Origin of the sequence: Mesorhizobium sp. M0074, from assembly GCF_040322975.1 — a bacterium.
In the GTDB taxonomy this organism is placed as follows: Bacteria; Pseudomonadota; Alphaproteobacteria; order Rhizobiales; family Rhizobiaceae; genus Mesorhizobium.
Window position 1 is genome coordinate 87137 of the sequence record NZ_JAMYUM010000019.1, and the last position, 23812, is coordinate 110948.

The 23812-nt window shown below is 60.9% G+C and carries 28 protein-coding genes and 1 pseudogene; 7 read left to right on the top strand and 22 right to left on the bottom strand.

What is annotated here, in order from left to right; all coding sequences use genetic code 11:
* Positions 1–5 precede the first annotated feature (5 nt).
* The gene (locus NKJ73_RS23965; protein ID WP_352571325.1) at positions 6–2510 is read left to right on the top strand and encodes an SGNH/GDSL hydrolase family protein; all 2505 of its coding nucleotides are present in this window, start codon (positions 6–8) and stop codon (positions 2508–2510) included.
* Between the two features lie 10 nt (positions 2511–2520).
* On the opposite strand, the gene NKJ73_RS23970 is transcribed toward NKJ73_RS23965, so the two are convergent.
* From NKJ73_RS23970 to NKJ73_RS23990, 5 genes are all read right to left on the bottom strand, one after another.
* Positions 2521–3201 carry an SGNH/GDSL hydrolase family protein gene (locus NKJ73_RS23970; protein ID WP_352571326.1) on the bottom strand — a complete coding sequence of 227 codons (681 nt, stop codon included), beginning with the start codon at positions 3199–3201 and terminating at the stop codon, positions 2521–2523.
* 358 nt (positions 3202–3559) lie between these two features.
* On the bottom strand, positions 3560–3820 hold the full coding sequence (locus NKJ73_RS23975) for a hypothetical protein (protein WP_502905399.1): 261 nt from the start codon (positions 3818–3820) through the stop codon (positions 3560–3562).
* Between the two features lie 118 nt (positions 3821–3938).
* Positions 3939–4814, bottom strand: a complete 876-nt coding sequence (locus NKJ73_RS23980) for a Coat protein (protein ID WP_352571327.1) — start codon at positions 4812–4814, stop codon at positions 3939–3941.
* A 23-nt stretch (positions 4815–4837) separates the two neighbouring features.
* Positions 4838–5746: a hypothetical protein gene (locus tag NKJ73_RS23985; RefSeq protein WP_352571328.1), complete on the bottom strand. Its 909-nt coding sequence runs from the start codon at positions 5744–5746 to the stop codon at positions 4838–4840.
* 219 nt (positions 5747–5965) lie between these two features.
* Positions 5966–6538 carry a hypothetical protein gene (locus tag NKJ73_RS23990; protein WP_352571329.1) on the bottom strand — a complete coding sequence of 191 codons (573 nt, stop codon included), beginning with the start codon at positions 6536–6538 and terminating at the stop codon, positions 5966–5968.
* 109 nt (positions 6539–6647) lie between these two features.
* Here NKJ73_RS23990 and NKJ73_RS23995 point away from each other — a divergent pair, with 109 nt between their 5' ends.
* The 3 genes from NKJ73_RS23995 (at position 6648) to NKJ73_RS24005 (ending at position 7754) form a co-directional block, all read left to right on the top strand.
* Positions 6648–6836, top strand: coding sequence for a type II toxin-antitoxin system HicA family toxin (locus tag NKJ73_RS23995; RefSeq protein ID WP_352571330.1), 189 nt, complete (start codon positions 6648–6650; stop codon positions 6834–6836).
* A gap of 4 nt (positions 6837–6840) precedes the next feature.
* Positions 6841–7242, top strand: coding sequence for a type II toxin-antitoxin system HicB family antitoxin (locus tag NKJ73_RS24000; protein WP_352541138.1), 402 nt, complete (start codon positions 6841–6843; stop codon positions 7240–7242).
* Between the two features lie 194 nt (positions 7243–7436).
* Positions 7437–7754 (top strand): YMGG-like glycine zipper-containing protein, encoded by a 318-nt coding sequence (locus NKJ73_RS24005; RefSeq protein ID WP_352453776.1) that lies wholly within the window; start codon positions 7437–7439, stop codon positions 7752–7754.
* A 718-nt stretch (positions 7755–8472) separates the two neighbouring features.
* Here the strand turns inward: NKJ73_RS24005 and NKJ73_RS24010 are convergent.
* The 12 genes and pseudogenes from NKJ73_RS24010 to NKJ73_RS24065 form a co-directional block, all read right to left on the bottom strand.
* The gene (locus NKJ73_RS24010; RefSeq protein WP_352571331.1) at positions 8473–8910 is read right to left on the bottom strand and encodes a hypothetical protein; all 438 of its coding nucleotides are present in this window, start codon (positions 8908–8910) and stop codon (positions 8473–8475) included.
* Positions 8911–8913: 3 nt separating this feature from the next.
* A complete protein-coding gene (locus NKJ73_RS24015; protein ID WP_352571332.1) occupies positions 8914–9195 on the bottom strand; it encodes a hypothetical protein in 282 nt (93 codons plus the stop codon).
* Between the two features lie 37 nt (positions 9196–9232).
* Entirely contained in the window at positions 9233–9553 is a 321-nt protein-coding gene (locus NKJ73_RS24020) for a Bbp19 family protein (protein ID WP_352571333.1), read from the bottom strand.
* Positions 9550–11292 carry a portal protein gene (locus tag NKJ73_RS24025; RefSeq protein ID WP_352571334.1) on the bottom strand — a complete coding sequence of 581 codons (1743 nt, stop codon included), beginning with the start codon at positions 11290–11292 and terminating at the stop codon, positions 9550–9552. The genes NKJ73_RS24020 and NKJ73_RS24025 overlap by 4 nt, the downstream gene beginning before the upstream one ends.
* Before the next feature lie 95 nt (positions 11293–11387).
* Complete coding sequence (locus NKJ73_RS24030) at positions 11388–12551, bottom strand: acyltransferase family protein (RefSeq protein WP_352571335.1); 1164 nt, start codon at positions 12549–12551, stop codon at positions 11388–11390.
* Positions 12552–13059: 508 nt separating this feature from the next.
* Positions 13060–13653: a hypothetical protein gene (locus NKJ73_RS24035; RefSeq protein WP_352571336.1), complete on the bottom strand. Its 594-nt coding sequence runs from the start codon at positions 13651–13653 to the stop codon at positions 13060–13062.
* 116 nt (positions 13654–13769) lie between these two features.
* Positions 13770–14861, bottom strand: coding sequence for a methyltransferase (locus NKJ73_RS24040; protein WP_352571337.1), 1092 nt, complete (start codon positions 14859–14861; stop codon positions 13770–13772).
* 82 nt (positions 14862–14943) lie between these two features.
* Positions 14944–15699 carry a phage terminase large subunit family protein gene (locus NKJ73_RS24045; RefSeq protein WP_352571338.1) on the bottom strand — a complete coding sequence of 252 codons (756 nt, stop codon included), beginning with the start codon at positions 15697–15699 and terminating at the stop codon, positions 14944–14946.
* 117 nt (positions 15700–15816) lie between these two features.
* Positions 15817–16362, bottom strand: a complete 546-nt coding sequence (locus tag NKJ73_RS24050) for a hypothetical protein (protein ID WP_352571339.1) — start codon at positions 16360–16362, stop codon at positions 15817–15819.
* Between the two features lie 684 nt (positions 16363–17046).
* A pseudogene (locus tag NKJ73_RS24055) lies at positions 17047–17676 on the bottom strand (terminase large subunit domain-containing protein); the annotation flags it as partial.
* The gene (locus NKJ73_RS24060; protein ID WP_352571340.1) at positions 17642–18046 is read right to left on the bottom strand and encodes a hypothetical protein; all 405 of its coding nucleotides are present in this window, start codon (positions 18044–18046) and stop codon (positions 17642–17644) included. The pseudogene NKJ73_RS24055 and the gene NKJ73_RS24060, both read right to left, overlap by 35 nt.
* A gap of 3 nt (positions 18047–18049) precedes the next feature.
* On the bottom strand, positions 18050–18454 hold the full coding sequence (locus NKJ73_RS24065; RefSeq protein ID WP_352571341.1) for a hypothetical protein: 405 nt from the start codon (positions 18452–18454) through the stop codon (positions 18050–18052).
* A gap of 372 nt (positions 18455–18826) precedes the next feature.
* Between NKJ73_RS24065 and NKJ73_RS24070 the strand changes: the two genes are divergently transcribed.
* A complete protein-coding gene (locus NKJ73_RS24070; RefSeq protein WP_352571342.1) occupies positions 18827–19645 on the top strand; it encodes a class I SAM-dependent methyltransferase in 819 nt (272 codons plus the stop codon).
* Between the two features lie 468 nt (positions 19646–20113).
* Positions 20114–20419: a hypothetical protein gene (locus tag NKJ73_RS24075; protein ID WP_023675713.1), complete on the top strand. Its 306-nt coding sequence runs from the start codon at positions 20114–20116 to the stop codon at positions 20417–20419.
* A gap of 71 nt (positions 20420–20490) precedes the next feature.
* Here the strand turns inward: NKJ73_RS24075 and NKJ73_RS24080 are convergent, their stop codons facing one another.
* The 4 genes from NKJ73_RS24080 to NKJ73_RS24095 all read right to left on the bottom strand — a co-directional run bounded on the left by NKJ73_RS24080 (position 20491) and on the right by NKJ73_RS24095 (position 22597).
* Complete coding sequence (locus NKJ73_RS24080; protein WP_023675712.1) at positions 20491–20844, bottom strand: hypothetical protein; 354 nt, start codon at positions 20842–20844, stop codon at positions 20491–20493.
* Positions 20845–20967: 123 nt separating this feature from the next.
* Positions 20968–21156, bottom strand: a complete 189-nt coding sequence (locus NKJ73_RS24085) for a hypothetical protein (protein ID WP_031211496.1) — start codon at positions 21154–21156, stop codon at positions 20968–20970.
* Entirely contained in the window at positions 21143–21574 is a 432-nt protein-coding gene (locus tag NKJ73_RS24090; protein ID WP_352571343.1) for a DoxX family protein, read from the bottom strand. Before NKJ73_RS24090 ends, NKJ73_RS24085 begins: the two co-directional genes overlap by 14 nt.
* 270 nt (positions 21575–21844) lie before the next feature.
* Entirely contained in the window at positions 21845–22597 is a 753-nt protein-coding gene (locus NKJ73_RS24095; protein ID WP_352571344.1) for a tryptophan 2,3-dioxygenase family protein, read from the bottom strand.
* A gap of 157 nt (positions 22598–22754) precedes the next feature.
* Here NKJ73_RS24095 and NKJ73_RS24100 point away from each other — a divergent pair, with 157 nt between their 5' ends.
* Positions 22755–23231, top strand: coding sequence for an Lrp/AsnC family transcriptional regulator (locus NKJ73_RS24100; RefSeq protein WP_502897310.1), 477 nt, complete (start codon positions 22755–22757; stop codon positions 23229–23231).
* 5 nt (positions 23232–23236) lie between these two features.
* Here the strand turns inward: NKJ73_RS24100 and NKJ73_RS24105 are convergent, their stop codons facing one another.
* Positions 23237–23710, bottom strand: coding sequence for an Lrp/AsnC family transcriptional regulator (locus NKJ73_RS24105; RefSeq protein WP_352453704.1), 474 nt, complete (start codon positions 23708–23710; stop codon positions 23237–23239).
* Positions 23711–23812 lie beyond the last annotated feature (102 nt).

Here is a 23812-nt window from a genome sequence, read left to right on the forward strand (position 1 = left end):
GACAAATGGCCGAAACAGGCATATACAGTACCGATCTCCCGCTGGTTGCCGCCCTAGACGAGGTGACCGGCAATGCTACGATCGACGGCATACGGCGCTCGGCACGACAGTCGATGACCGATCACGCCGAGCAGATCATGGCCGACGGGCCGATCGCGGAAGCACTGGCAGCCGAGGCGGCAGCGCGGGCCATTGCGGATACCGCGCTCGATGGTCGCGTTACGGCAGTGGAAGACACTGTCGGCGGACTGCCGGGCGAAATGGACGCACTCTCCGATCGTGTCGATGCCGTCGAGGCGCTGGCGCTTAGTGGCGTCAAGGCGCCGAAGCAATCGGTGCGTCTGCTCGTAACTACTGCCACTGATCCCGCGACCATGACCGCCGGCTCGACATTAGACGGCCTGACGCTGGCGGCTAACGACCGAGTTGCGCGTGCCACCGCAGCCGGTGCTACGGCCGACGGCGTGTATGTAGTGCAGGCCTCCGGAGCAGCTATCCGTTCGACGGACATGGACGCCGAGACAGATCTCGTCGGCGCGCGCTTCGATGTTGATGCGGGGACCCACGCAGCCGAGACCTGGGCTGTCAGCACTGCGGCGCCCATCACGGTGGGCACAACCGTGCTGACGCTCATCAAGACGAGCTCCGCCAACGCCACAACAGCGGAGGTGCAGGCTGCGAGAGGAACGTCGCCTAACTTGGGGGCTCGGCTGGACCTGCTGGATAGTTCCAGCGGCGTGGCCAGCACGCTGGCGCAGATTGAAGGCTTGAGCATCGCTACGGCTAAGCTGACAGAGGCTGCCGGCTCGGTTAGCCCGAACGTATTCAGATCGTTCAGCTTGTTGAATGCAACGACCTACGAGCATGTCGTTGTTGCCAAGGCGGCAGAGCGTGGGGCGCTGCAGCTTACCGTGAATGGACCCGTTTCGGTCACCGGCGACTTCGATCTAGTAAACGGGACATACTTTGCTACAGGTGTTCAGCTTGTAAGCGCAGCCATGACGGCAATCGGGGGCGGCTGGTACGAATGTAAAATAGCGTTCCTTACGCCCGCAGCAGGCTCCGGAAACGTGCAGACCCGAATATCGCAGGGGGTTGTTTTTCCCTACACCGGCGACGGCACGTCGGGGGTTTATGTCCGAAGCATCGTCCTTCGTTTGCCGAACACCACGGCAAACTTACTGCCGAGCAGCGACCCAACCAACGCTATTTTCACCAAGACCAACGTAACGGCCGCGAACACCACGACCGCCGAGTCTCGTGTCCTTCCACCGTTGCAGGCTCAGGTCGATAGCATTGCCGCGCTGACTTCTGGCCGACTATCTGCGGACAAAATTATCGAACAATCCGGCTCAGGTAGCCCGGCTGTGTACAGATCGAATGCATCGTGGGCAGTTGGGCAGACGTTCGTTTTCGAAACGATCGCCAAGAAAGCGGAGCGCACACGCCTCAACATCTTCTCGCAGGCGCCCACCAACGTCGACTGTACCTTCGACCTGCTCAACGGAACATGTTCTGGGAGTGGGTCAGCGCTGAACACAGTGACCATCACACCGCTCGGAAATGGCTGGTATCGATGCAGGATAACTGGCACCGCGACTGGGACCGGCTCAAACAATTTCCAGCACCGCGTTTACCCGGCCGCTGGCGGGCACCCTTATGTTGGCGACGGTGTTTCCGGTCTTTACTTGCAGCAGTCGTACTTAAGCACCAGCGGGTCGGAAAACAGATACGCCATTTCCACCGATTTTAGCTCGACATACTGGACCAAGGCCGCAGGCGTCACAGTGTCACCAAACAGCGGCCTCTACCTCGGCCTGCTGTCCGATCCGGCGAATATAGGGGGTAGTAGTGCGTACGATGACGGCCGTGCCGCTCTAGTCGGCAAGAAATGGACCGCACTCGGCACGAGCATCACCGTGCAGGCGCAGTACACAGCGCCGCTGGCCAGTTCGACAGGCATGGTTCTGACGAACGCGGGCGTCTCCGGTGCTGCTATAGGCGTGAGCACCACAGCTTATCCGAGCACCGGAATATACGATGCCATCGCGACGATCCCGACCGATAGCGAGATCGTCACGCTGGAGGCGGGCATCAACGACTTTTGGGCACAGGAGGTTATATTAGGAGCGCTAAACGACACGACTACGGCAACGTTCTATGGTGCCCTCTGGGCTGCTGTCGTGGCCATCCGTGCTCGCGCGCCGAGTGCCAAGATCATCTTTTTCACGCCATACTCCGGTGGCTCCGCCCACGCATCGGCCCGGATCATGCGCGCCAACAGTCACGGCAATACACTCGACCAGTTCCAAAAAGCCGTTCGCGACGTGGCGAACCTGACCGGCTATCCATGCATCGACATCGCCGGCAAATCGGGCATCGGCTATTTCACCGGCCTTTTGTACATGAGCGACAATCTACACATCAACGCGACGGGGGGAACTCGCTATGCCAACTGTGCGCTCGATGATCTTCGGAAGCTATCGCGCGCCGGGTTCTTCGGGACCTGATCGGTGACGGTCAAGCAGGCTGCAGTTTGCCTGCCGAGGCCAAGTCGATAGCTTTTTCCAGCAATGGGTTCCAGTGCTGGTATCCCTCAAGGGAAAAATGGACGCCATCTCGAAATGCGGAGTCGTATGCTAGACCGCCTCTTTCTATGGACAGCCGAAATAGCGTGGCGGCGTCGAAAACATTGGCGGCAGTCATCGCGGCAATCTCTTCATTCTCCATCTGGATCAAAGCGCGATTATAGCGCGAAACCCATTCTCCCTCCGACCCAATGTCTGTGATTGTTAGCAGTACGAGCGGTTTCCCTGCGAGCGAACGGGAAAGCGCGTCAAGAGCAGACCGGAAGTAAAGCCGGCGGAACTCCAGATCGTCGCCCTCACTGGTCTGTGCGTCGTTAATCCCGATAGCGACCACAGCGCCGGCAACTTTGCCCCACAGATGTGCGCCCTTGACGCGGCTTACCACGGCTAAAACATCGGCGATTCGGGAACCTGAATAGGACCCTCGCGCGACACGCGGATTTGAAATGCCGGCGCTTGAACCTTCCATCAAGCTATCGCCCAAGAGTAATAGCTTTGGCGATGAAGCTCTTGTAAGGACGTCGAGAAGGTCGGCCTCTCGATCAGCCCGCGAAGTCCCCACAATTTTGCGCAGAATAACTCGAGATCTTGAGACAACGTGCTCAAGCGTCATGGTGAAGCCTCCCAAACCCTCTTCTACTTAGCTGGTTTCGTAGAGTGCGGCTAGATCACGCGGGCGTGAATGGATGGCACAGGGCGAGAGCGAATTTCGCTTCGTTTGCGGGGTGCGTAAGAATATCGCTCAGTTGGCGGGTGCGTTAAAAAAACGCGTGACAGGTGCTCGGGTCAGTTCCCGAGAAGCGGGCCTTAGATTGGCGTCCGACCCGCTCGACAGCATCAAACAGATGACTGCCGCACCTGGCCCTTACGGGCACCGGGACGGTGACCGATTCTCGAAAGCCGTTAAATGACCCTTCAAGACCATTCAAAAGCATGGTCCGGCCTGAGAATGTCCGCCTCTTCGCGATGGGTCAGCTGGCAAACAATTCCTTGTAGCCAGTCGTTACCATCCAGTTCGCCCGATCGATATGGCTGCGAAGAGCCTTGCGAGCGCGGACCGGTTCAAGGACGGGGTCGATGCCCAGAATGAGCTTGGCCATCTCCTCTTCGCTGGCATTGTCAGCGCAGGCGTCCAGGATCTGCAGGTAGATGGTGAAATGCTCCTTGTCGTAAACCGTGATGGAGTCCGACCACGGAACTTCTTCAAAGATTCCACGCTTCATAATGAACATGCCTTTCGGATTGCTCCATGCGCGCCGGCCTCCAGCCGGTGCGCTCGCTGGGGTTTCCATGCCCAGGAATTCTCGCGCTGCTTGCGGTCTCGTCAAGAGGCCGGCGCTGGAACCACGTTTAACGGCCGTTGAAAGCGCGCGATTTGGTGCCAACTGAAGTTGCGCGGAGGTGCCAAGTGATTTTGCGCGCTACACCATGGCCCTGCCGCGGCTTGCGGTCGAACTCGAGTGGCCCGCCTTCGGTGTTGACCGGCAGCTCGTTCCACAGGATCGCCTTGTCCTTGAACATGAACGCCGTGTAGACGCCGCCGGCAACCGGAATGTCGTCGTCGACGACGGCCCTGAGCCCCATGTAATAGGGGATCAGCGGCCCGCCCTGCTCGGACGACGGCACATAGTCGATGAGGTCGGCGAGCTTCAGCGCCTTCATCTGCTTCGAATGCATCCAGATCGTCTTGAACTTGTCGGCGCGGTCGCCCATCAGGTAGGCGGCCTCGATGATGTCGGTGTCGACAATGGAGGCGCCGGTGACGCGCACCAGGTCACTGCCGTCATTGGCGATGTTGTCGGCCAGCACGCCTTTCAGTATGCCCAGCAGCGTCAGCTTGTTGGCGCGCTGCCAGTAGTCGGTCTGGCGGCGAACGATAAGCTTCTGCGGATCGTCGCCGGCAAGGATCGAGGTCAGATCCGGGATGCCCCAGGCCTGCGCACGCACATTGCGGGCCGCGACTTCGCGGCGCGCGCCGATCTTCTTCATCTCGATCGAGTCGGCCGGGTCGTCATTGACCGGCTCGGACGGATCGTTGCCGAGGTCCTTCCAGCCGGGCATGTCGACGGAACGTCCGCCCAGGCTGAGCTTCGAGGCGATCGACGGGTCGGAAAACAGGATCCCGGCCTGGTAAATCTCCAGCGACTGGACGTGCTCCTCGAACGAGTATTGCGCATAGACGGACGGAACGATCGCGTCCGCGATACGGGTATAGGCGTCTGCCATTTTTGTCTTCCTTCAGGTTTGGGTTAAAGAGGATTGTTGGGCATCCACAGGTCGGGATTTTCGCCGGCCTCGCGTGCCAGCCGCCGGGCGCGGGCGGGGTCGCTTTTGACGAGCGCCGAGATGCCAGTCAGGTTGCGCTCGCCGGCGGCATTGCGCTTGAAGGGATTGCCTCCACTCAAGGCCGTGCCGCCGTCGATCGTGTCTTCCCGGAACATCGCCTCGCCGATGGCATGGAACGCCTTGGCGATCTGCGGGTCGGTCAAGGCACCGTCCGGCAGAAGGATGCCCTTCGCCTTGTAGGCATTGACCAGTCCGAGCTTTTTCATCGCCCGGTTGGCGACCTCGAGCTTCTGGCGAAAGCCATCGCTGCCGGTCGGTCCCCAATCCCTGACGAGGTCGTCATGCGTCGTCTCGACCGAACGGGCAACGGCGATTTGCTGTGCCTTGGCCTGTTCGGCCATGTAGCCGACGAAGCGGTCGTGATAGGCCTGTGCGACCTTCGGGGTAGCACCTGCCTCGACCGCCCAGGCCTTGGACGCACTGGCGAGCTCGTCCGAATAGGCGAAGTTTTCGGGGAGCCCGTCGGGGCGCCGGTACTCGACCTTCTCGGGCGAGGTCAGCGGACGCATCGCCTCGGGCAGCCGGGCATGGAACCTCTCCCAGTCTTCCGCGGCTGCATCGGCTGCCGGAACGCGCAGGCTCTCGCCCTGCTGCCGCTCCAGCTCCGCATAGGAGGCGAAAACCCGATCGAGGCTTTCAGGCTTGGTCCAGCCCTTGGTTTCAGCAAGCTTGCGGCTGCCTTCGGAAAGACCGTCAAACCAGCTTTTGGCCGCAGGCGGGGCGGACCCGTTGTCCCCGTTGGCCGGTGGCCGTGCAAGGTTGCCCGCCGGTGGCGCCGCCACCACGGACCCGGCGTCTGCCAGATCTGTCATGAGAAGATTCCTTTTGTTACAGAATTAAAGGCCGGTGATGAGAGCACTGGCGGCGAAGCTTGGTATCTCCCCCCTCGAGGGGGAGATGGCCGGCAGGCCAGAGGGGGGTAGCCGCGCGTGGAGCGCCGACCTCATCTGTCGCCGGGGGTCGCGCCCGGTCGAACCGACCCCCTCTGTCGCCTTCGGCGACATCTCCCCCTCAAGGGGGGAGATTAGCGCCTACGCATTATCGCCCCAGTTCTCCCAGAGCAGCGTGATGGTGCCCGACACCGCCAGTGTGCCGTCGGCGTCGATATCGGTGCCGGTCGCAAACGCCAGGTTGAGATAGAGGTCGACCGGCGTCACGGTGCCGTCGAGCGTCAAGGCTGCGGCAACATCGGCAATCGATGCGCTCGACGGCGCGGCACCCGCGCCATCCAGCGTACGGCCGGTGGCGCCCACCACATTGGCCATAGTGCCTGCCAGTACAGCGCTCGATGCTGCCGCCGAGCCGAGCGACCAGGTCAGCGCGGCATTGTCGTTGATGGTCGAGGCGCGTGGCGTCAGCACGGCGAACTGCAATCGTGCCGTGCCGCCCTTGATCCGCACCTTGCCATCGAGAAAGTCGAAGAGCTTCTGGCTGGCAAAGCCCTGCGCATCGGTGACCGGCACCGGCATGGCATTGAACGAAAAGACGGTGCGGTAGGCGCCGCCCTGTCCGGTCGTCCTGGCTATCAGCCCTGCCCTGGGTGGGGCAAGGCCGGCTTCTCTGGCGGCGGCACGCGAAAGCGTCCGGGCAAGACCTCGGGTCATTTGGTATCTCCATTCTTGCAGGATTGAAAACGGGGTCGGCTGGGCCGCCGCACGCAACAGCGGCAAAGCTCATGGACATTTGGATCAGTTATGTGTATCTATACACAACATGAAGAGCGCCGATGTCATTCACAGGCTGTTGGCGGATGGCTGGTACGAAGTGGCTCGAAAAGGAAGTCACGCCCAGTTCAAGCACAAATCCAAGCCGGGCCGGGTGACAGTTCCGCATCCCAAGCGCAAAATCCCGATCGGCACTCTCAAGAGTATTGAAGAACAATCCGGCGTGAAGCTGAGGTAGAGAAATGCGGAACTATATCGGATTGATCCACAAGCAAGCGGACAGCGACTTCGGCGTCTCCTTTCCCGATTTTCCGGGCCTGGTGACAGCCGGCGTCAACCTGGATGATGCCCGTGCCATGGCCGGGGAAGCACTGGCCTTTCATGTCGAGGGGCTGGTCGAGGATGGCGAGGCCATTCCCGAACCGTCATCCCTGGAGGAAGTGATGTCGGACAAGGACAATCTGAGCGGTGTCGCCATCCTGGTTCCCTTGAAAGCTGAAGCTGCGAAGGTCGTGCGTGTCAATGTCACCATTCCGGAAGATGTCCTCGATCAGATTGACCGATATGCGGAGCGCCACGGCTACAGCCGATCCGGATTTCTGGCCGCTGCGGCGAAAAAGGTAATGCAGATCGAGGCAGCGTAGCGCTCTCGAAGGTCGACTGGAGATGAAGCTCTTTGGGTCTTGTTCGGTTACTTTCTTTGCGGATCAGGCTGTCAGACAAAAACAACCATGTCTTATTTCGTGAGGCACGGTGCCTATGTTCCGCCGCAAATGCGACCGCACTTGGCAAAATCGCCCCGTGTATTAGCTCATAGGTTTCAAGGGAGTACCAGACGATGACCATGTCCAGAGCCATTGCCGCCATGCTGGTGACTGCCGCATTGGCAGGCTGTGCGCAGACCGAGGCACAGCAGAGAACCAGCACCGGTGCGCTGCTCGGCGCCGGCGCCGGCGCGCTTGCCGGCCAGGCGATCGGCGGCAACACCAAGAGCACGGTCATCGGTGCCGGAGCCGGCGCCTTGCTGGGCGCGGTCGTCGGCAACGCCACCACGCCGCAGCCGCGCAGCGAACAGCTTTGCCGCTATCAGGATCGCACCAGCGGCCGCATCTACACCGCCCCCTGCGACGACCGCTATTACAACGGCGATTATTGAGTGGTTCTATGGGGAGAAAGCTCTGAAATGCCGGCTCCGCCCCTCACCTGCCCGCCGGTATCCTCTCCCCGTAGAACGGGGAGAGGGCGCAGCGTCAGTCTCGCGCATCCGTTTCCCTGACGATTTGGTCCTTCCGCTGATTAGAGGTCAGCGCTATCGTCCAGGGCTACCCACGGGGGCGGGCAATGCGGACTATTGCAACATTGAGGCCGGCGATCCTGCGCCTCATAATCCTTTTGTCGCTTTGCTTGTTTGCAATGGAGCCAGTGAACTCAAAAGATGGCGACGTCTTCATATGTTCAGTAAGCGACTTCCACACATGGTCCGACATACCGTCATCAGATGACTCGGGATTCGTCGCAGCTAACAAGGCCAGGAAATTTGATATCCAAGAATTTGCCGATCACTTCATTGTAACCAGCAAATCGGGCACGTTCAAACCATCGTCAACGAAATACGATATCTTCCGACGAAACGTATATCAGATCGCTGCATTTGACAGCACGACATTTATGCTCGACACCTTCGTTATGAGGACAGCAAATATTGAAGGTCCTCCGACCAAGGCGCGGGTCACGCTACAAACTCCAACATATCTGAACACGTGGTATTTGGACTGCACCTTGCAGAATTGATGCCCGCAGAACCGATGGCTATTCGCGTTCAGGTTTTGCAGTCCATCAGCTAAATCTCTGACGTGCGAAGTCACTAGGATCATTCAATCCTTTTCCGGCTCGTCGAATGAATGAATCCCGGCCGACTCATTGCCGAGGCGCTCAAACACGTCTAGCGCCCGCTCTGAAACAACAAGCGTGTGGTTCGAAGCCATGCCGAAGTCATCATGTCCTGGCTGCCCATGGATCTTTATCCAGACGAAGGTTGGAAGTTCTGTTTCTGGCTGCAGCCGATGAAACAACTCCGAAGCAGTAACCTCGACGTCGGCAAACGTCGCCCCTGAAACTCGCATCTTCAGCAGCTCCAGCTCGGCTTCTTTGGTGACAAGATAACAGGGAAAACTCCTTATCAGGACATCACCTATCCAAACGTCAATCTCGTAGTGAAGTTTGTGCACAATCGGCGGGTGAACGCGGTTATCGGGAACCGTATTTTTGCCAAAATCACCAGCAACAAATGGCTCTACATAATAATAATCCATTTTTCACCTATATTTTCCGACAGGCAGCACGAAATGATGGCCATATTTCTTATCCATCATTGTAGAATGATCCAGAATCTGCTGCTCCGTTGGATACGGGTACTTTTCATAGAATTTGTCATTTTCGCCCCTAATGATAACAAGATGCAGAATATCGTTTAAATCCTTAGGGATCCCGCGGAGATTTTCTATCGAATTGATCTTTTTCTTCGATAGGAAATTTAGAAGCCTCTTAAGTAATTGCTGCTCAGCCGGATGATGAATTACTACATCCTCGATGTTCACGTCGGGGTTCGCCTGAGCATACGCTTTCCTAAAGCCCCTACCCCTCCAGCCTCGCCGCCTTCTCCAGCGCAGCCAACTGCGCCTCGTCCAGCGTCAAAAACCCCATAATGTGCTGCACCACTTCGGCGCGGGCATTGCTCAGCGCGCTGTGCAGCTCGAAGCCGTTCGGCGTCTTGGTCTTGGCCAACCATTCGCCATAGGACGGGCGGCGGTAATAGCCGGTTGCGGCCGCCAGGTCGGCCAGCACCATTTCGCCGTCCTGGCCCGAGAACACTCTGAGATAGGCCTTGGCCAGGGCATCCTGCGCCTTGGCCGGGCCGCCGGCCTGGCTGGAATGGGCGAAGCTTTTTTGGCTCATACGCCCTGCCCGCCCGAAGCATCTTGCGCAGCCTGCGGCATCAGCCCGCCGAGCCCGTCGAGCAGGCCGCTGTCGCGCGCCTGCACTGCCGCCGGCACGGCATCCCTGGCGACCTTGCCGGCGGCAGCCATCGCCGCCATGCCGGCCTGTTCAGCTTGAGCCTTGGCGCGGGCATCGCGGATGCCCGCCACCTCGTCCTGGCGGCGAAAAATGCGTTGCGGGCTGCGGCCGGCGCCCTGCACGATCTTCAGCGCCGCGTCGCCGTCGATATTGTCCATCACGCCGGGATCGAACTGCGCCATCTGCATGGCGGTGGTGACAACCTGGATGGTGTCGCGCGCCTCGGCCGAACGGCGCAGCACGTCGAGCGGGCCGGTGAAGGTCGGCCGCAACGCCTTGCCGGCAAGGCTCGCCGGCGGCAGGAAGCGGCTATCTTCCTCGTAAAGTCCCTTGTCCTCGAGAATGCCCAGCTCGCGGTCGAGATTAGAGGCAAAGCCGGCCTGAATGATCGAGCCGGACAGCCCGAGCAGCGCGCCCTTCTCCTCTTGCCGGATCAAGGCCTCGGTCGCCGTCATCTGCGGGTTCTGCACCAGCGTTTGAAACAGGTTGACGAACATTATGTCGCGGATCTCCTCGGCCCGGCTGTCGGCATAATTGAAGGCATAGGTCGGGTTCTGTCCGGTGGCGATCGGCGCGATCAGCGGCCGGCCGGCATCGTCGATCAGCCCGGGATAGTTCTCGCCGGGATTGAGCACCGGCACATAGTCGAGCCTTGCCTTGGAGGCGGTCGCCGGATCGGTGATCTGCTGCAAGGCGCGCAGGCCGGAGCGCCGCACGGCGTTCTCCTCGCGCACCGTCGTCAGCGCCTCGATGGTCGGCGAGATGCCGTAGGGATCGCCCTCGTAGCGGCGCCAGTTGAAGCATGACACCGGGAACGAGCGAAAACCGCTTTCCCTGACGATCGCCTCCTCGCCCTCGATCACATGATAGGAAGCGAACGCGGTATCGAGATACTGGTAGGAGCCGCTCAGACTGTACATCTTGCGCTCGTCGCGCGGCTGGATGCACTGGATTAGCGAGATCTTGGTCTCGCATTTGGCGGGGTCGTCGACCAGAATCTTGATCCGCGCCGGCAGTCTGTCATAGCCGAGCAGTTGCGCCGCCTGTCTTGCCGTGCGCTCGTAGCGGCGGTGGAAAATATCGACCTGGCCCCAGCGGTTGCGTGAGAGATAGCCTTCGACCACTGGGATCGAGGCATAGCGGATCAGCGTGCCGCCAAAACCTTCCTCGGCATAGAGATAGGCCGGGCCATAGCGCACGACATTGCGCAGGCAGGCCTGCGTTGCCGGCACGAAATTGGAATTGGCGGAGTAGCGCAGCGAGAACAGGAAGTCGCGCAGCGCTTCCGCCCATTCCTTCTCCTCGTCGGTTTCTTGGTCGTTGATGGCCGCGGTCGACAGCCCATGCCATTTCTCCGACTGCGGGATGATCAGGCTTTCCAGCCCGGCGGCCAGCCGGTTGGCGGCCGAGTTGATGGTATTGGCGTAGACACGCGCACCGCGCCGCTCCTGCCGCTCGGCCTGCGAATCGACGCCGGCCTGACGGCGGCCACTCCACATGTCGGGCGCGTCGGGATCGCAGAATTCGGACACCGCCTCCCAGACATGCTCGTACTGGCTGCGCTCGCTCTCCAGTTCAGCCTGTCGCGACAGGATATCGCGAGCACGGGAATCGCTCATGGTCAGCCTCGCTTGATGGGTGAATGGGAAAAGAAAGAAAGAGCGGGACGCCGAGGCTGCCGATCTCCCCCTCAAGGGGGGAGATTGGAAGCGCCTTATTCCGCCGGCGTCGTCTCCAGCGCAGCCTTGCGCCCAAAGCGCTGCACCACGAAACGGCCCATCTTCTGGCCGGGTACTTCGATCAGCGTGTAGGTGATCCAGGACAGCAGGCACACCACCGGCAAGACGACGACGGTGACGATCGCAAAGCGCAGCGGCGCCGACAATTCGTGGCCGAACTGGGTGATGACCAGAGCCGCGACCGGCTGGAGAACCAGCAGATGGATCAAATAGATGCTGAAGGAAAGCTCACCCATCAAATGAAAGAACCTGTTGGCGAGCGTCATGGCGATGTTTCTGGCCACGATACCCGCCATTCCCGGCAGCATGCGGTAGAGAACCAGGGCAAAGAACCCCAGGACGAGCGCTTCCCGCATCAAAAGCTTGCCAAGTCCATAGCCGCCGCCAAAGGGCAGCGCCGCCAGCAGCATGGCCAATGCCAGATGCACGAAGGGCCGCTTCTGCCTTTGATGGACGACGCCCGCCAGCAGCATCCCGCACAGGAAAATCTGCATCTTCAACGGCAGGAACGACGGCATCGGAAAATGCACCGACAACTGCCCCATCAAGAACACCATCGCGCTGCCGGTCGCCGCGGTCAGCATGGCCGCCCATATCCAGTCAAGCCTGCGCACCAGCAGCATGATGGCCGGAAATAGCGCGTAGAACTGCATCTCCAGCCCGAGGCTCCAGTCGGGCAGCGGCGTGCGATAGGCGAAATTCGGCACCAGGCCGAACAGGAACAGCAGATGGGCGCCGATATTCTTCAGGCCGCTGTCGAGATAACGCTCGGGCGCCTGCGGCGACCTCAGCAGGAACTCGTCGATGACCATTCTCGACCCGTAGAGATAGGGGCCAAGCGCCAGGGCAACGAACAGCATGACGTAGAACAGCGGCGCTATCCTGAAATAGCGGCGGGTCCAGAATTTCAGCCAGGTTTCCGGCCTTTGCCAGGGCTCCTTGTCCTGGCGCAGCTGGTAGTGGAACACCATCAAGAAGCCGGACAGCATGATGAACAGATCGACGCCGAGGTCCGGTTCGCCAAGAATAGGAATCTGCCAGCCGGTCAACAACAAGCAGTGCCCGATGAGCACCCAGATCGCGGCAAGCGCCCGAAGCCCGTCCAGGCACTCGATGCGCGATGACCGGGCTTCTGTCATGCCGAACTCCTCGATAGCCATGTTGCAATGCAGCATGGCGGCTGAGGGAGGAATGTCAACCGTGCGGAAGGAACACGATTTGCGCTGGGCTGTTACGGAAAACGCGGAACACCTGAGGGCAATTGTAGAGGCATGCACTTGAACACCCCCTCTGTCCTGCCGGACATCTCCCCCTCAAGTGGGGAGATTGGCTGTCATCACGGTCTTCGCCAATTTTCGAGGGATGCAGAAAAGGCGCTGTCCTCCAAGCTGCCAATCTCCCCACTTGAGGGGGAGATGTCCGGCAGGACAGAGGGGGGCGCGAAGGATCGCGGCTTACGCGATCCCGGCAGGCAAGCTCCCGTCTATCTCTTCTTCAACCTTGCATGCCGGCGCCAGTACCACCAGGCGAGCACGCGGTTGCGGAACACTCTTCTCATGGCGCCCATGTCACACCCCCAGCAGCACGCGGCGCTGGCCGGTGAGCTCACTGGGCGACAGATCGGTCTTCACCGTGCCGGCAGTGCCGTCATTGGCCGCAAGCTGGGCCCGCAAGGCGGCTTCGCGCGCCTGTACGTCCTTGTCGGCAATGGTCGGTGTCGGCGGCAACGGCTTCAGCGCCGGCGGTTTTTGGAAGAGGCACATGGTTTTCTCCAGAGTGAGAGGCTCTTGTCCAGTCGTAGAGCAGAAAATCCTCGCCGTTCCTGCCATAGCCCGGCAGGCGGCAGCGTTGCGTGGCGCCCAGCCGGGCAAGCCAGCGCAGCGCCAGTTGATTGGCCGCCAGCGCTCGCGCCTCGACCCGCCATGCGCCGCGCGCGGCAACTTCAGGCCCGAGCACGGCATGAAAGAATTCCGTAATCCCAGGCACGCAGCGCCTCATGCGGCGCGTGCCCCAGCTCCAGGCGATCCATAAGCCGCCGCGCTGCTCGGCAGCGCCAAAACCGGCCTCCGGATTGCCGTCGAGCTCGGCGACATAGGCAAATCCCTGCAGCGCCGTCAGCGCCAGCAGCGCCGGCGACCAGTCGTCGAACTGGCAATCGATCTCGGCCCGGTCCTCGGGCCGGAGGTTGGCGGCGATGTAGGAGAGATCGCGCAGCGTGGCGGGAATGATGCGGAGGGTCATGCTCGGCGAACCTTACCGTCCACTGCGGCGCTAGAAGGCGGCGGTCGACCTTGCATGCGGTCCAGCATTTCAATCAGCCCGGCCTCGACCGAGCCAGCGAACTGGGTGCCAAGCCTCTATTTGTAAGCCACTGCTGCGCTTGCAGGTCCCGCCAACGGAATAATCTCGCAGCGACTAAACCCTGCCTCTTTGCACCACTCGGTGAACTGGGCGCCGGTGAAGTCAAACGCCTCGCCAAATTCGATCAGCATGTTCAGCGACATCATGAGACCGAAGCCGTTTTGCCTGCGTTCATCGTCGATGATGTTCTCGATGGCGACCAACGCGCCGCCGGTCGGCAATGCACGATAGGCCTTGGCGATCAGCATTTTCTTGTTCTCGAGATTCCAGTCGTGAAGGATCATTCCCATCGTGATGATGTCCGCCTTGGGGAATTCGTCCGCGAAGAAGTCGATCGTCTCGGCGATGACCCGGCCGCCGAGATTGCGCTCCCTCAAGCGCCGTTCGGCGATCGGCTGCACATCGGCGAGATCGCACGTCCGGCATTGCATGTGCGGATGCCGCGCCGCGACGATGGCCGAAAGCTGCCCGGTTGCGCCGCCTATATCGGCCAGCGTCTTATATTTGGAAAAGTCGAATTTCTCGGCAAACGCCGTGAAATTGCCCATGGAGATGCCGCTCATCGCGTCCATGAACTGCTCCAGGCGCGCCGGGTCCGCATAGAGCTCGCCGAACATCGACTTGCCTGTCTCCTTGATCTCGTTTTGAGGCTTTCCGGTTTGCAATGCCGGTGTGAGATCGCCCCAGAACCGATACAGTCGTGCGTTCGCCATCTCAAGGATTCCACCGATGTATTGGGGGGTCCGCTTGACCAGGAACAGCGCGGTCGATGGCGTATTGCCGTATTTGCCGGTTTCGCCGGCGCCGTCCCTCTGCAGCAATCCGAGCGCGACGAGGGTGTCGAGAAAATCATACGTTGCGCGCGGATGCAGCCCCATCGCGCCTTGCAGTTCGAGGCCCGTTTTGGGGCCGTCCGCAAGCAGCGAGAAGAGTCCCAGTTCCACGGCGCTCAACAATGTCTTGGCTGGCCAGAACCCAAAGCCAATTTGCAGTATGTGGTCTGGAGAAATTCCGTTTTGCATCTGATCCTCCCCTATCGGCGAATGCCCCCGTGAGGCCACGCCGATGCGTCCCTTGAGCGGGATCATTCGATGCTACACCACGTCCACGGACGTTCACTACAGTTTTCCAATCGGAGCCGGAGCGCATTGCCTCCCTCCCCGATTTTCCTCACCGAAACGCCCCCAGCGGATCGGCCTGCCCGGCCTTTCGCCGCGCGGCCTTGAACACCGCCGGGTCGACTGCCGCCTCCCTCAGCATCATCACGCCGTAGCGTGTCGCCGCCATCAAATCGTCGCGCAGCTTCACCACCTGGCCGTCCCTGCGGTGGTAGAGCCGGAATTCCTCGAACCAGGGCAAAAGCGTCGAGAACACCTTGAAGCGGCCTGATTGCATGCGGTCCAGCATGTCCATCAGCCCGGCCTCGACCGATACGGAACCGTCGGCGAACTGAGCATGGCTGGCGAGCATGTTCAGCCCACGTGCCGAATATTGCCTGGCAAGGGCGGTGCCGGCACCTTCCAGCGTCTCGCGGCGGCCGTCGCGCGGCCATGCCCATGGCAGCCATTCGCCCCACGGTTTCAGCGTCAGCGCCTGCATGGCGGGCGTCTGCTGCGAAGCGCGGCAGGCTTTCGTGACATAGACGACATCGGCCTCCGTATCCCAGGCAAGCTCGACCGCCGCCGAGGGATGGTCCCAGCCGAAATCGAGCGCGCCGAGCCTTGGCCAGTAGCGCGGCAGCGGGAACGGCTCGCAGGCGATCAGCTCCTCGGCCACCGGAAAGATGCGGCCGGAGCCGAGCACCGGAATGCCCTTGGCCCGCGCCTCGCGCTCATGCGCCGGATAGGCGGCAATGATCTCGGCGCGCTGCTGCGGCGTATAATGTTCGGCATCGTCGATGGTCATGAAGGTGACGTGACGGGTCATTGTTCTCACCCTCGCGGCAGTGAATCGTGGTGGCAGGTGCGCGCTCCAACGCCCCGCCTCGCAGCTCCGTTTGCATCGCTCGGAACACCTGCCACGGAGCCGGTCGAAAAGTCGGGATCAGATCGCCCGACGTTTGATGCGCATGACTTTCGGCGCCTGTGCATCCATGAACATGTAGCACCGGCCTAGCAGCGCCTTTTTGCCAAAATCATCGAATACGTTCTGCCCGAGCGGCGTGAACAACACCTCGTCGGTCGTCAGTCCGTCCTGGTGGCGAGCCTCGATCTCTGGCCAATGCGCCTTGGCAATGTCGGTCAGCACGACGTTGAAGGCAGGATGATTGTAACTGACCAACAAATTGCCATCGTCCATATCGGACGGTTTCATGTCCGGGTGGTAGTTGTAGATCTCGGCAAGCGTCTGGATGGCTGCCAAGGATGCAGCGCCATCGGAAAGACCAGCCTCCGTCAGCACACAGGTGCCGTTTTCAAGGATGGCAAAGTCACGCTCCTGGTTGAAGTAGTAGCCAAAGCGCTCCTCGATGCGATCGATGGGCTGCGAAAACGATGGCCGCCATTTCGGAACGGGAGGAAAAGTTGCTGACATGCCGACGTTGCCTTCTGGTGATACGACAATTGACGAAAGGCCGCCGATCAACACCATTCGTCTATTCATAGTTGTGATCTCCCGCCCAATGTAGCCAGTCTAGTTCCGGATCATGGCTTGGCAACCGCGCTGGTCATGAAGGGGACGTGGCGGCTCATGCGAGATACCTTGCTGGAGCAAAACCGGGACGGCGCGCGACGAACACAGGCGGGCCGGCTAATGGCCCTGAAGTATCTTGATCAACTTACTTTCGTAGGTAGGTCGCGACAATCCATTTTTGTAATCCGCATACGTCATTCGTCCGCTCATCGCCGCATCAGTCCAGCGTTTGCAGTACACCTCTGGCAACGCTTCAACACTTGTGTTTATTATTCTAGCCCATTGTTTGCGGTAAGCTAGTGGCTTTGCCCCCAATCCCACCGCACACTGAGTCATAAAATCCTTTTTGAAAGCTGGACTTCTTTGTATTCCAGCGTTGATTGTGTTGAACCGGCTCTCAGTCACTACGCATCCTGAAAGCATTATTGCACCGATCACGACTAGCGACCGATAGTGATTTCCCACTGCCCACCCCTCCGTTACGGCTCTCATCCTCCGTCCAAATAACTACAATTTTGCTGCAAGAGAAGTGCTCCACACTTATTCCGTGCGCCACAGTCAGCTGGGATAATGATTGCGCCGGGCTGGCTTATTCAGCCGATTGCTTCCCCTTTCACCAATGAACTCGACCTGCTCAGCCGACAAGAACAGCAGCACCACATCGCTCATGCCGAGCAACGGCGTGAAGGTGACGATGGTGATGCCGCCGGTGGCGTTGGTGCGGGTCAGCCCTTCGGAATAGATGTCGAGCGGCGGCTCCTCGTCGAACCAGACGCCGTGCAGCGTTTCGCCCTGCCATTTCTCGCGACCCTTCTCGTAGCTCTTGAACGACAGCACCGATTCGCCGGCCTGGACATCGCCGCCGCCGCCCCAGCGCACCACGACGCTGTCGAGCGCGCCCGGCGCCCGTCCCGCCATCGTGCTGACGAGGGCGTCGGCCGGGATCATGCCGGTGCCCCAGGCCGCCTGCTGCTGCGGCGGGCCGATCAGGATGCGCTGCGGATTGTCGCGCGTGCTTTCGCCGGTGACGCCGGCCGCCCACATCCGAACCGGACAGTCGAAAACCTTGCCTTGCCACCAATCTGGATAGCGGCCGGTGAGGTGCATCGCCCATTCGGCGCCGCCGGCCCTGGTCTTGCCGAGCTGGTTGCCGGCCATGAACAGGCGCTCGCGATTGGTCGCGCCGGCGGCGTGGAACTCGGCCTGTCGGGGATAAGGCCGATAGGCGGCAAGCTGGTTAGTGCGGCGCCTGCGGTCCAGCTCCGCCAGCAGGCTGAGATATTCCGTCCTTGCCGCCCGGCTGTGCGAGGCCTTTTGCGAAGCCCGGCTTCTCGAGGAACGGCCTGAGGACGGCTTCGAGGCCGCGGATGCGCTGCCTGATTTCGTCATCGCTCAATGCATCCAGATTGTTGATGTTGACATTAAGATCCTTGGGCAGCACCGACAGCACGAGCTTCAGGTACTGATCGGGCTTTTCGGCGCGCACATCGGCGATGACGCCGGCGCCATGGGCGCGAAAATCGGCGCGGATCGCTTCGAGAAAGCCGTCGGCCAGCGTCTTCTTCGCCCGCCTGGTTCGGCCGGGCTTGCCGGGTGCTTGATCGTGCGGCTGCGGATCGCCGGTGGAAGGAGCCTTGGCCATGCCCTACTCCGCCGTCCCGGCGGATATCGGCTTCTTGTTGCCTGGCCGCACGATGCGCTTGCGCGGCTTGGCCTTCTTGCCGGCGCGTTCCGACTTCGGCTTCCGCGGCTGGCTTGCCGGTTTCGCATCAGTCGTCGTGCCGGGCTTCATCGCAGCGGCGTCAGGCAAGGCATTCAGCCTTGCCCTGAGAATTGCCACCGCCTTGCCGTCGAGTGCTCCCGACGGGAAGCCAAAGCCGCCGACCGCATCGACGCTACCGCCGCGCACCATGCCGATCCGCACGCCGGCGGCGACCTGCTCGAAGCGGCCATGGCGTGCATAGGGTGCGGCGCCGGCGAACTCGCCAATAGCGCTGACGACCTCGCGGCCGTCATCGTCGGTGATGATGGTGGCGTAACGGTTGGACATGGGGTGTTCTCTGAAATGGGCGCAGGGGCGCGCTGGGAAATCTATGGACGATAGGTGGTTGCTGACCGGGATAGTCGGTCGCGTTCATTCGCGCCGACATACCTCGGCAGCACACGCAACATTCGGTCGAACAGGAGCCCGAAATGAAAAACCCGCCTCGGCGGGCGGGTCGTTGGAGCCAATTGGCACCATACCCAAGTTAGTAGCATAGCTGCCGGCACAAAGCAAGAACAAAATGTGGCGCGGCGGCAGAAAATGCACTGACGACCTCGCACCCTCGTCGGTGAACGGCTGGAAGGAGGGGCGAAAAAGGCGGGCATTGCGTGAGACTTGCGTTGATGGGATGGTGGTTGCGCTTGAGGGGAACGCGTCATGGGCAATGTCACCGGTCACTACGGCAGCGACGGCATCGTCGATCGCATATTGGCCGCGATCCCTGACGCCGACCCGGCCGGGAAACTCGCGGCCGCGCAACTCTATCCATTCGATCAGCTCCATGGCCGCGAACTGATCGCGACGCGGGAGCATGCGGCCCGTCTTGCTCCTTCGCCGACAGATCGGATCCTGGATATCGGCAGCGGCATTGGCGGGCCGGCAAGGTTTCTGGCCTCGACCTATGGCTGCCAGGTCGACGGCATCGACCTGACACCAGCCTTTGTCGCCGCGTCGAGCCGGCTGACCGCACTCAGCGGATTGTCTGACAAGGTTCGCTTCCATCAGGCCGACGCGACGAAAGTGCCTTTTGGCGACAGCACCTTCGATGCGGCGATCTGCTTCTACGTCGGCATGAACATCGAGAATAAGGCCGCGGTCATCGACGAGGCCTGGCGCGTGCTGAAACCGCGGGGCAGGCTGATCTGGACCGAGGCCGTGCTCGCCGGCGGCGAGCCATACTATCCCATGCCGTGGGCGGTTTCGCCGGCGACCAGCCACCTCGCCGATCGGGAAAAATTGAAAGCCCTGTTTGACGATGCCGGATTTCGGATCGACGAAATCGTCGACGAAACCGGCGAACATGTTGAGCTGGCGCTGAAGAGAGCCAATTCCGGCATCGTGCCCTCGCCGGCGCAGCAGCAGGCAAATGAAGTCGTCATGGGCGCGGAATTCCTGCAGCGCCGCCGCAACTACATCCGAAGCCTGAGTGACGGAAAACTCGCCTCGCTCGCCGTGATCGTCTCCAAATCGGCCTGAAAACAAAAACCCGCCTCGGCGGGCGGGTCGTTGGAGCCAATTGGCACCATACCCAGATTAGACTCCCCACTTGAGGGGGAGATGGCCGGCAGGCCAGAGGGGGGTACTGTCCCGGGCGCTGTCCCGCCGACTTCACAGCCGGCAACACAAGCAACGTTCGATCGAAAAGAAGCCTGAAAACAAAAACCCGCCTCGGCGGGCGGGTCGTTGGAGCCAATTAGCACCATACCCAAATTAGTAGCATAGCTGCCGGCACAAAGCAAGAACAAAATGTGGCGCGGCGACAAAAAACCGAATTTCTCTTCGGCGCCTCGCGTTGCCCGCCAGCCACTTTGTGGGCGCGAACGCAGCGTCGGCAATTGGCGCTTCCTCCATTTGCCGAGGCATCTCACCGGCCGACGAGCAGCCGCAGCCGCGGATCAGAACAGGCATTCGCGCGTTTGACCCTTAGCCATGGGAGCAAAAATCATGAACGTCGCCAATCTGCAACTCGAAGGCCTGCTTATGGCCATCGCATCAATCAATCAGGTTCTGGTCCGCAAGGGCGTGCTCTCTGTCGAGGAGATAGACATCGCCTTGCGCAAGGCCGAAGCCAGCGAGACCAACGAGGAAAGGTCCGAAGGCATGTCGGCGTCCAGCCGCGACGCCGTCAACTTCCCGATCCGACTGCTGGAGTTGGCCAATCAATGTCAGCCGGAGACGGACATGCCGTCCTTCTCGAAACTGGCACGCATGGTCGGTCAGATCAAGGAACCTTACAACGACCAGATGTGACGCGGCGATCATAACTGACGCCGCGACAACGGCTTGCCGCGCCAGGGCGGCAAGACTGCTGGCGGCGCCTGCTAGCGGCCCTGCAGGATCTTGATCAACTTGCTGCTGTCGGCCCCCGGCGAAGAAAGCCTGCGGTAGTCCGCGTAAGTCAGCCTGCCATTAGCAACGGCATTAAAGAGCCGGTTACAAAAGGCGCTATCGTATTTTGCGACACTGACATTCATGATTGCCGCGTAAGTCGTTCTTTCGTTGAGCGGCGTGGACCTCTCGCGTGCAATGCATTCGTTGATCGCCACGCGCTTGGTGACAGGGCTGCCTTCAAGCGTGGTATGCATCGTGTTGAATTCGCCTTCGGTCAAGGTAGTGCAGCCGGCAAGCAGAGACGTGCCGATCATGGCGGCAGCAAAACGCGTGGCGATGTTCATGAATTCCCCCTCAAGACCCGCGTCTTGCTTAGCCCGCCGAATGTTGGAAGTACAGAGGGAATGCAGGCGCATCTACGAAAAGCATAAACCTCGAACGCTCGTACTTTAGCTCTCGCTTTTATTTCAATCGAACTGCGATGGCCTGAATGACGGTATCCAGCCGTTCTCGATCGTCACGACGATGCTGGTGCGGATCGTGCTGCCGATCTGGCCCTGGTCGCGGTCATAGACCCGGCCGGGATCGTCGCAGCCACCCTTCTGAGCGCCTTTACGAGAACGCCGGATGCGAGATTGGGCATCACGCCCTGCCAAGCCTCAGCGCCAGGACCCTGCCCGGCCCGTGCACGGCGGCGAACAGCAGCCCGGCCAGGAAGGTGAAGTGATCGACGAAGAAGCCGAACTCGGCCTGGTTGCCGGCCCAGTGCGACGGCCCGTGGAAGGCGAAGCCAAGGAACAGCACATAGGCGCCGGCGACGAGTGCTGCCCATGAGAAGAAGGCGCCGGTCAGGAAGCATAGAACGAGGACGACCTCGAGCAGGGCTGCGCACCAGGCCAGGAACAGCGGGAACGGAAATCCAGCCGCCGCGATATAGCCGGCGGTGGCGCCGATATCGATGAATTTGAAGATCACGGCCATCAGGAACACGGCTGCGAAGATCAGCCGGCCGATGAGGATTGCCGCGGTCTGCCACGGCGACTGAACGGTTGATTGAGCGGTTTCCAAGGTCATGATGTCCTCCCAAGAGTTACGATGGTTGTGCCCCAAGGACGCACCACCAGCCGCAAGCCCGACATCATCCCCCGAAAAACCTGCAGGATACAAGCGGGCGACACCAAAGTGGCGCCTTCCCTTCTCCCCTTGTGGGAGAAGGTGTCGCCGAAGGCGACGGATGAGGGGTGCTCCAGCTTGGCGCCGGCGGCACTCCGTCCAACACCCCTCATCCGTCTCGGCGCTGCGCGCCGATCCACCTTCTCCCACAAGGGGAGAAGGAAGGTTGTACTACCCCACCTTGGCCCCCGCCCGGCTGATCGGCTCCCGTACCGTTCCATACTGGCTGCCCCAGCGGTCGGTCATCGCCCAGCGTATGTCCCAGAGTTCCGGGAAGAAGCGGTGGCGGGCGCCGGCTTCCAGCAATTCGACCGGCCGGCCCTTCAGCGATTTCGCGCCGAGGCCGATCGTGCGGTGGATGAGATAGAGGTGGTTGGCACGGAATTTCTGGAACAGCTCGTCGAACTCGATCAGCGCTTCGGCAACGACATAGCTGTCGCCGTGATCGTAGCCGGTATCGTAGACATCCTCGACCGAAAGGCCGCGGTCGTCGAGGTATGACGCCTTGAAGGCCCGCCACAGATCCGGCGGCAGACGCAGCAGCTGCTTGAAACCCGGCGATTCCTGGCCGCTGCCATTGCCGAGCTGCAGCCGGATCTGCTGGTATTCCTTGGGCGACATGGTTTCGAGCAGGTCGAGCTGCGCCGTCATCAGCCGCATCAGCCGGTGCACGCGCGCCATCAGCGTGACGATGCGATGCGTGTCCTGCTTTTCCAGGAAATCAACGACATCGACCAGCGTATAGGCGATGAGCTTCATCCACAGCTCCTCGACCTGGTGCACGATCTGGAACTGCAGCTCGTCGGCATTCACCATCTCGGCCAGCGGCTTCTGGCAGGCAAGCAACCTGTCGCATTTGAGGTAGACGCCATAGTCGCGCATCTCAGGCGTTTCGATGCGGGCATAATAATCCTGCTTGTCCATGGCCATGCTCCTTGCCCCGGCCGTTCGGCCGCAGGCGCTTGTTGGATCCCGGTCCCCCGAGTCTAATCGCTTTCTTGCCGAACATTGTCCCTTTCTGTTATTCGATTGGCGGGAAACGAAGGACGAAAATTGTCGCTGAAGCAGATTGGAAGAACGAATGATGCTGGATGCGGTCGACCGGAAGATCGTCGCGGCGCTCGAACGCGAGGCCCGTATCTCCTTTGCCGCGCTCGCCGATGAGGTCGGCTTGAGCAAGACGCCGTGCTGGAAGCGGGTCAAGGCGCTTGAGGACGCCGGCGTCATCCGCGGCTACTCGACCCGCATCGACCCGGCAAAACTCGGCTTCGGCATCGAAGCCTTCATCCAGGTGTCGATCGATTTTGAGCTGTCGGACGCCTTCGAGGCGGCAGTGCAGAAGCATCCGCTGATCCGCCGCTGCCACGCCACGACTGGCGAGGCCGACTATCTCCTGCAGATCGTCACCGTCGACATGATGGCGCTCGACAGGATGCTGCGCGAGGAGCTCAGCCGGCTGCCCGGCGTGCGGCGCACGATCACCTCGATGGCGATGCGCGAGATCAAGGGCGGCATCTCGTTCGCCAATGCCGTCGGGCATACGCAGACCAAGCGATAGACCGGTCAGGCCCTGGTCATCAATTCGCGTCCCAGCCGCTTCGGTTGCTCGGCGCGCAGAACCACATTTGTCGTCACTGTGCCGTAGTGGCCGATGCTGTCGACGATGCTTTCAAGATCGGGCGGTGACGGGACCACGACCTTGACCAGAAAACAATCCTCGCCGGTCACCCGCAGCACTTCGACCACCTCCGGCAATTGGGCGAACTTCTTCAGGCAGGCCTGGATATGCTCATGCGTGGTGCGCAGGCGGATGACCGCCATGGTGCCGAGCCCGAGCGCTGCCGAATTGATCACCGCCTTGTAACCGGTGATGACGCCGCGCTCCTCCAGCCGCTTCACCCGTTCCGAGGTGGCGGGCTGGGACAGTCCGACGCGGCGGCCAAGCTCGGAGATGCCGATGCGGCCATCCTCCTGCATGATCTCAATGATCGCCAGATCGGTGGGATCGAGCCTTGGCCGATAATCGCCGTTCCGCATGACCGCCCTTTAATCCATCGGATTTCGTCGCTGCTTTCCGATGATCTCTCATTCCGCCACCTGGGAGAAGACCTAGAATTGCACGCGCAGCATCAGGAAAGA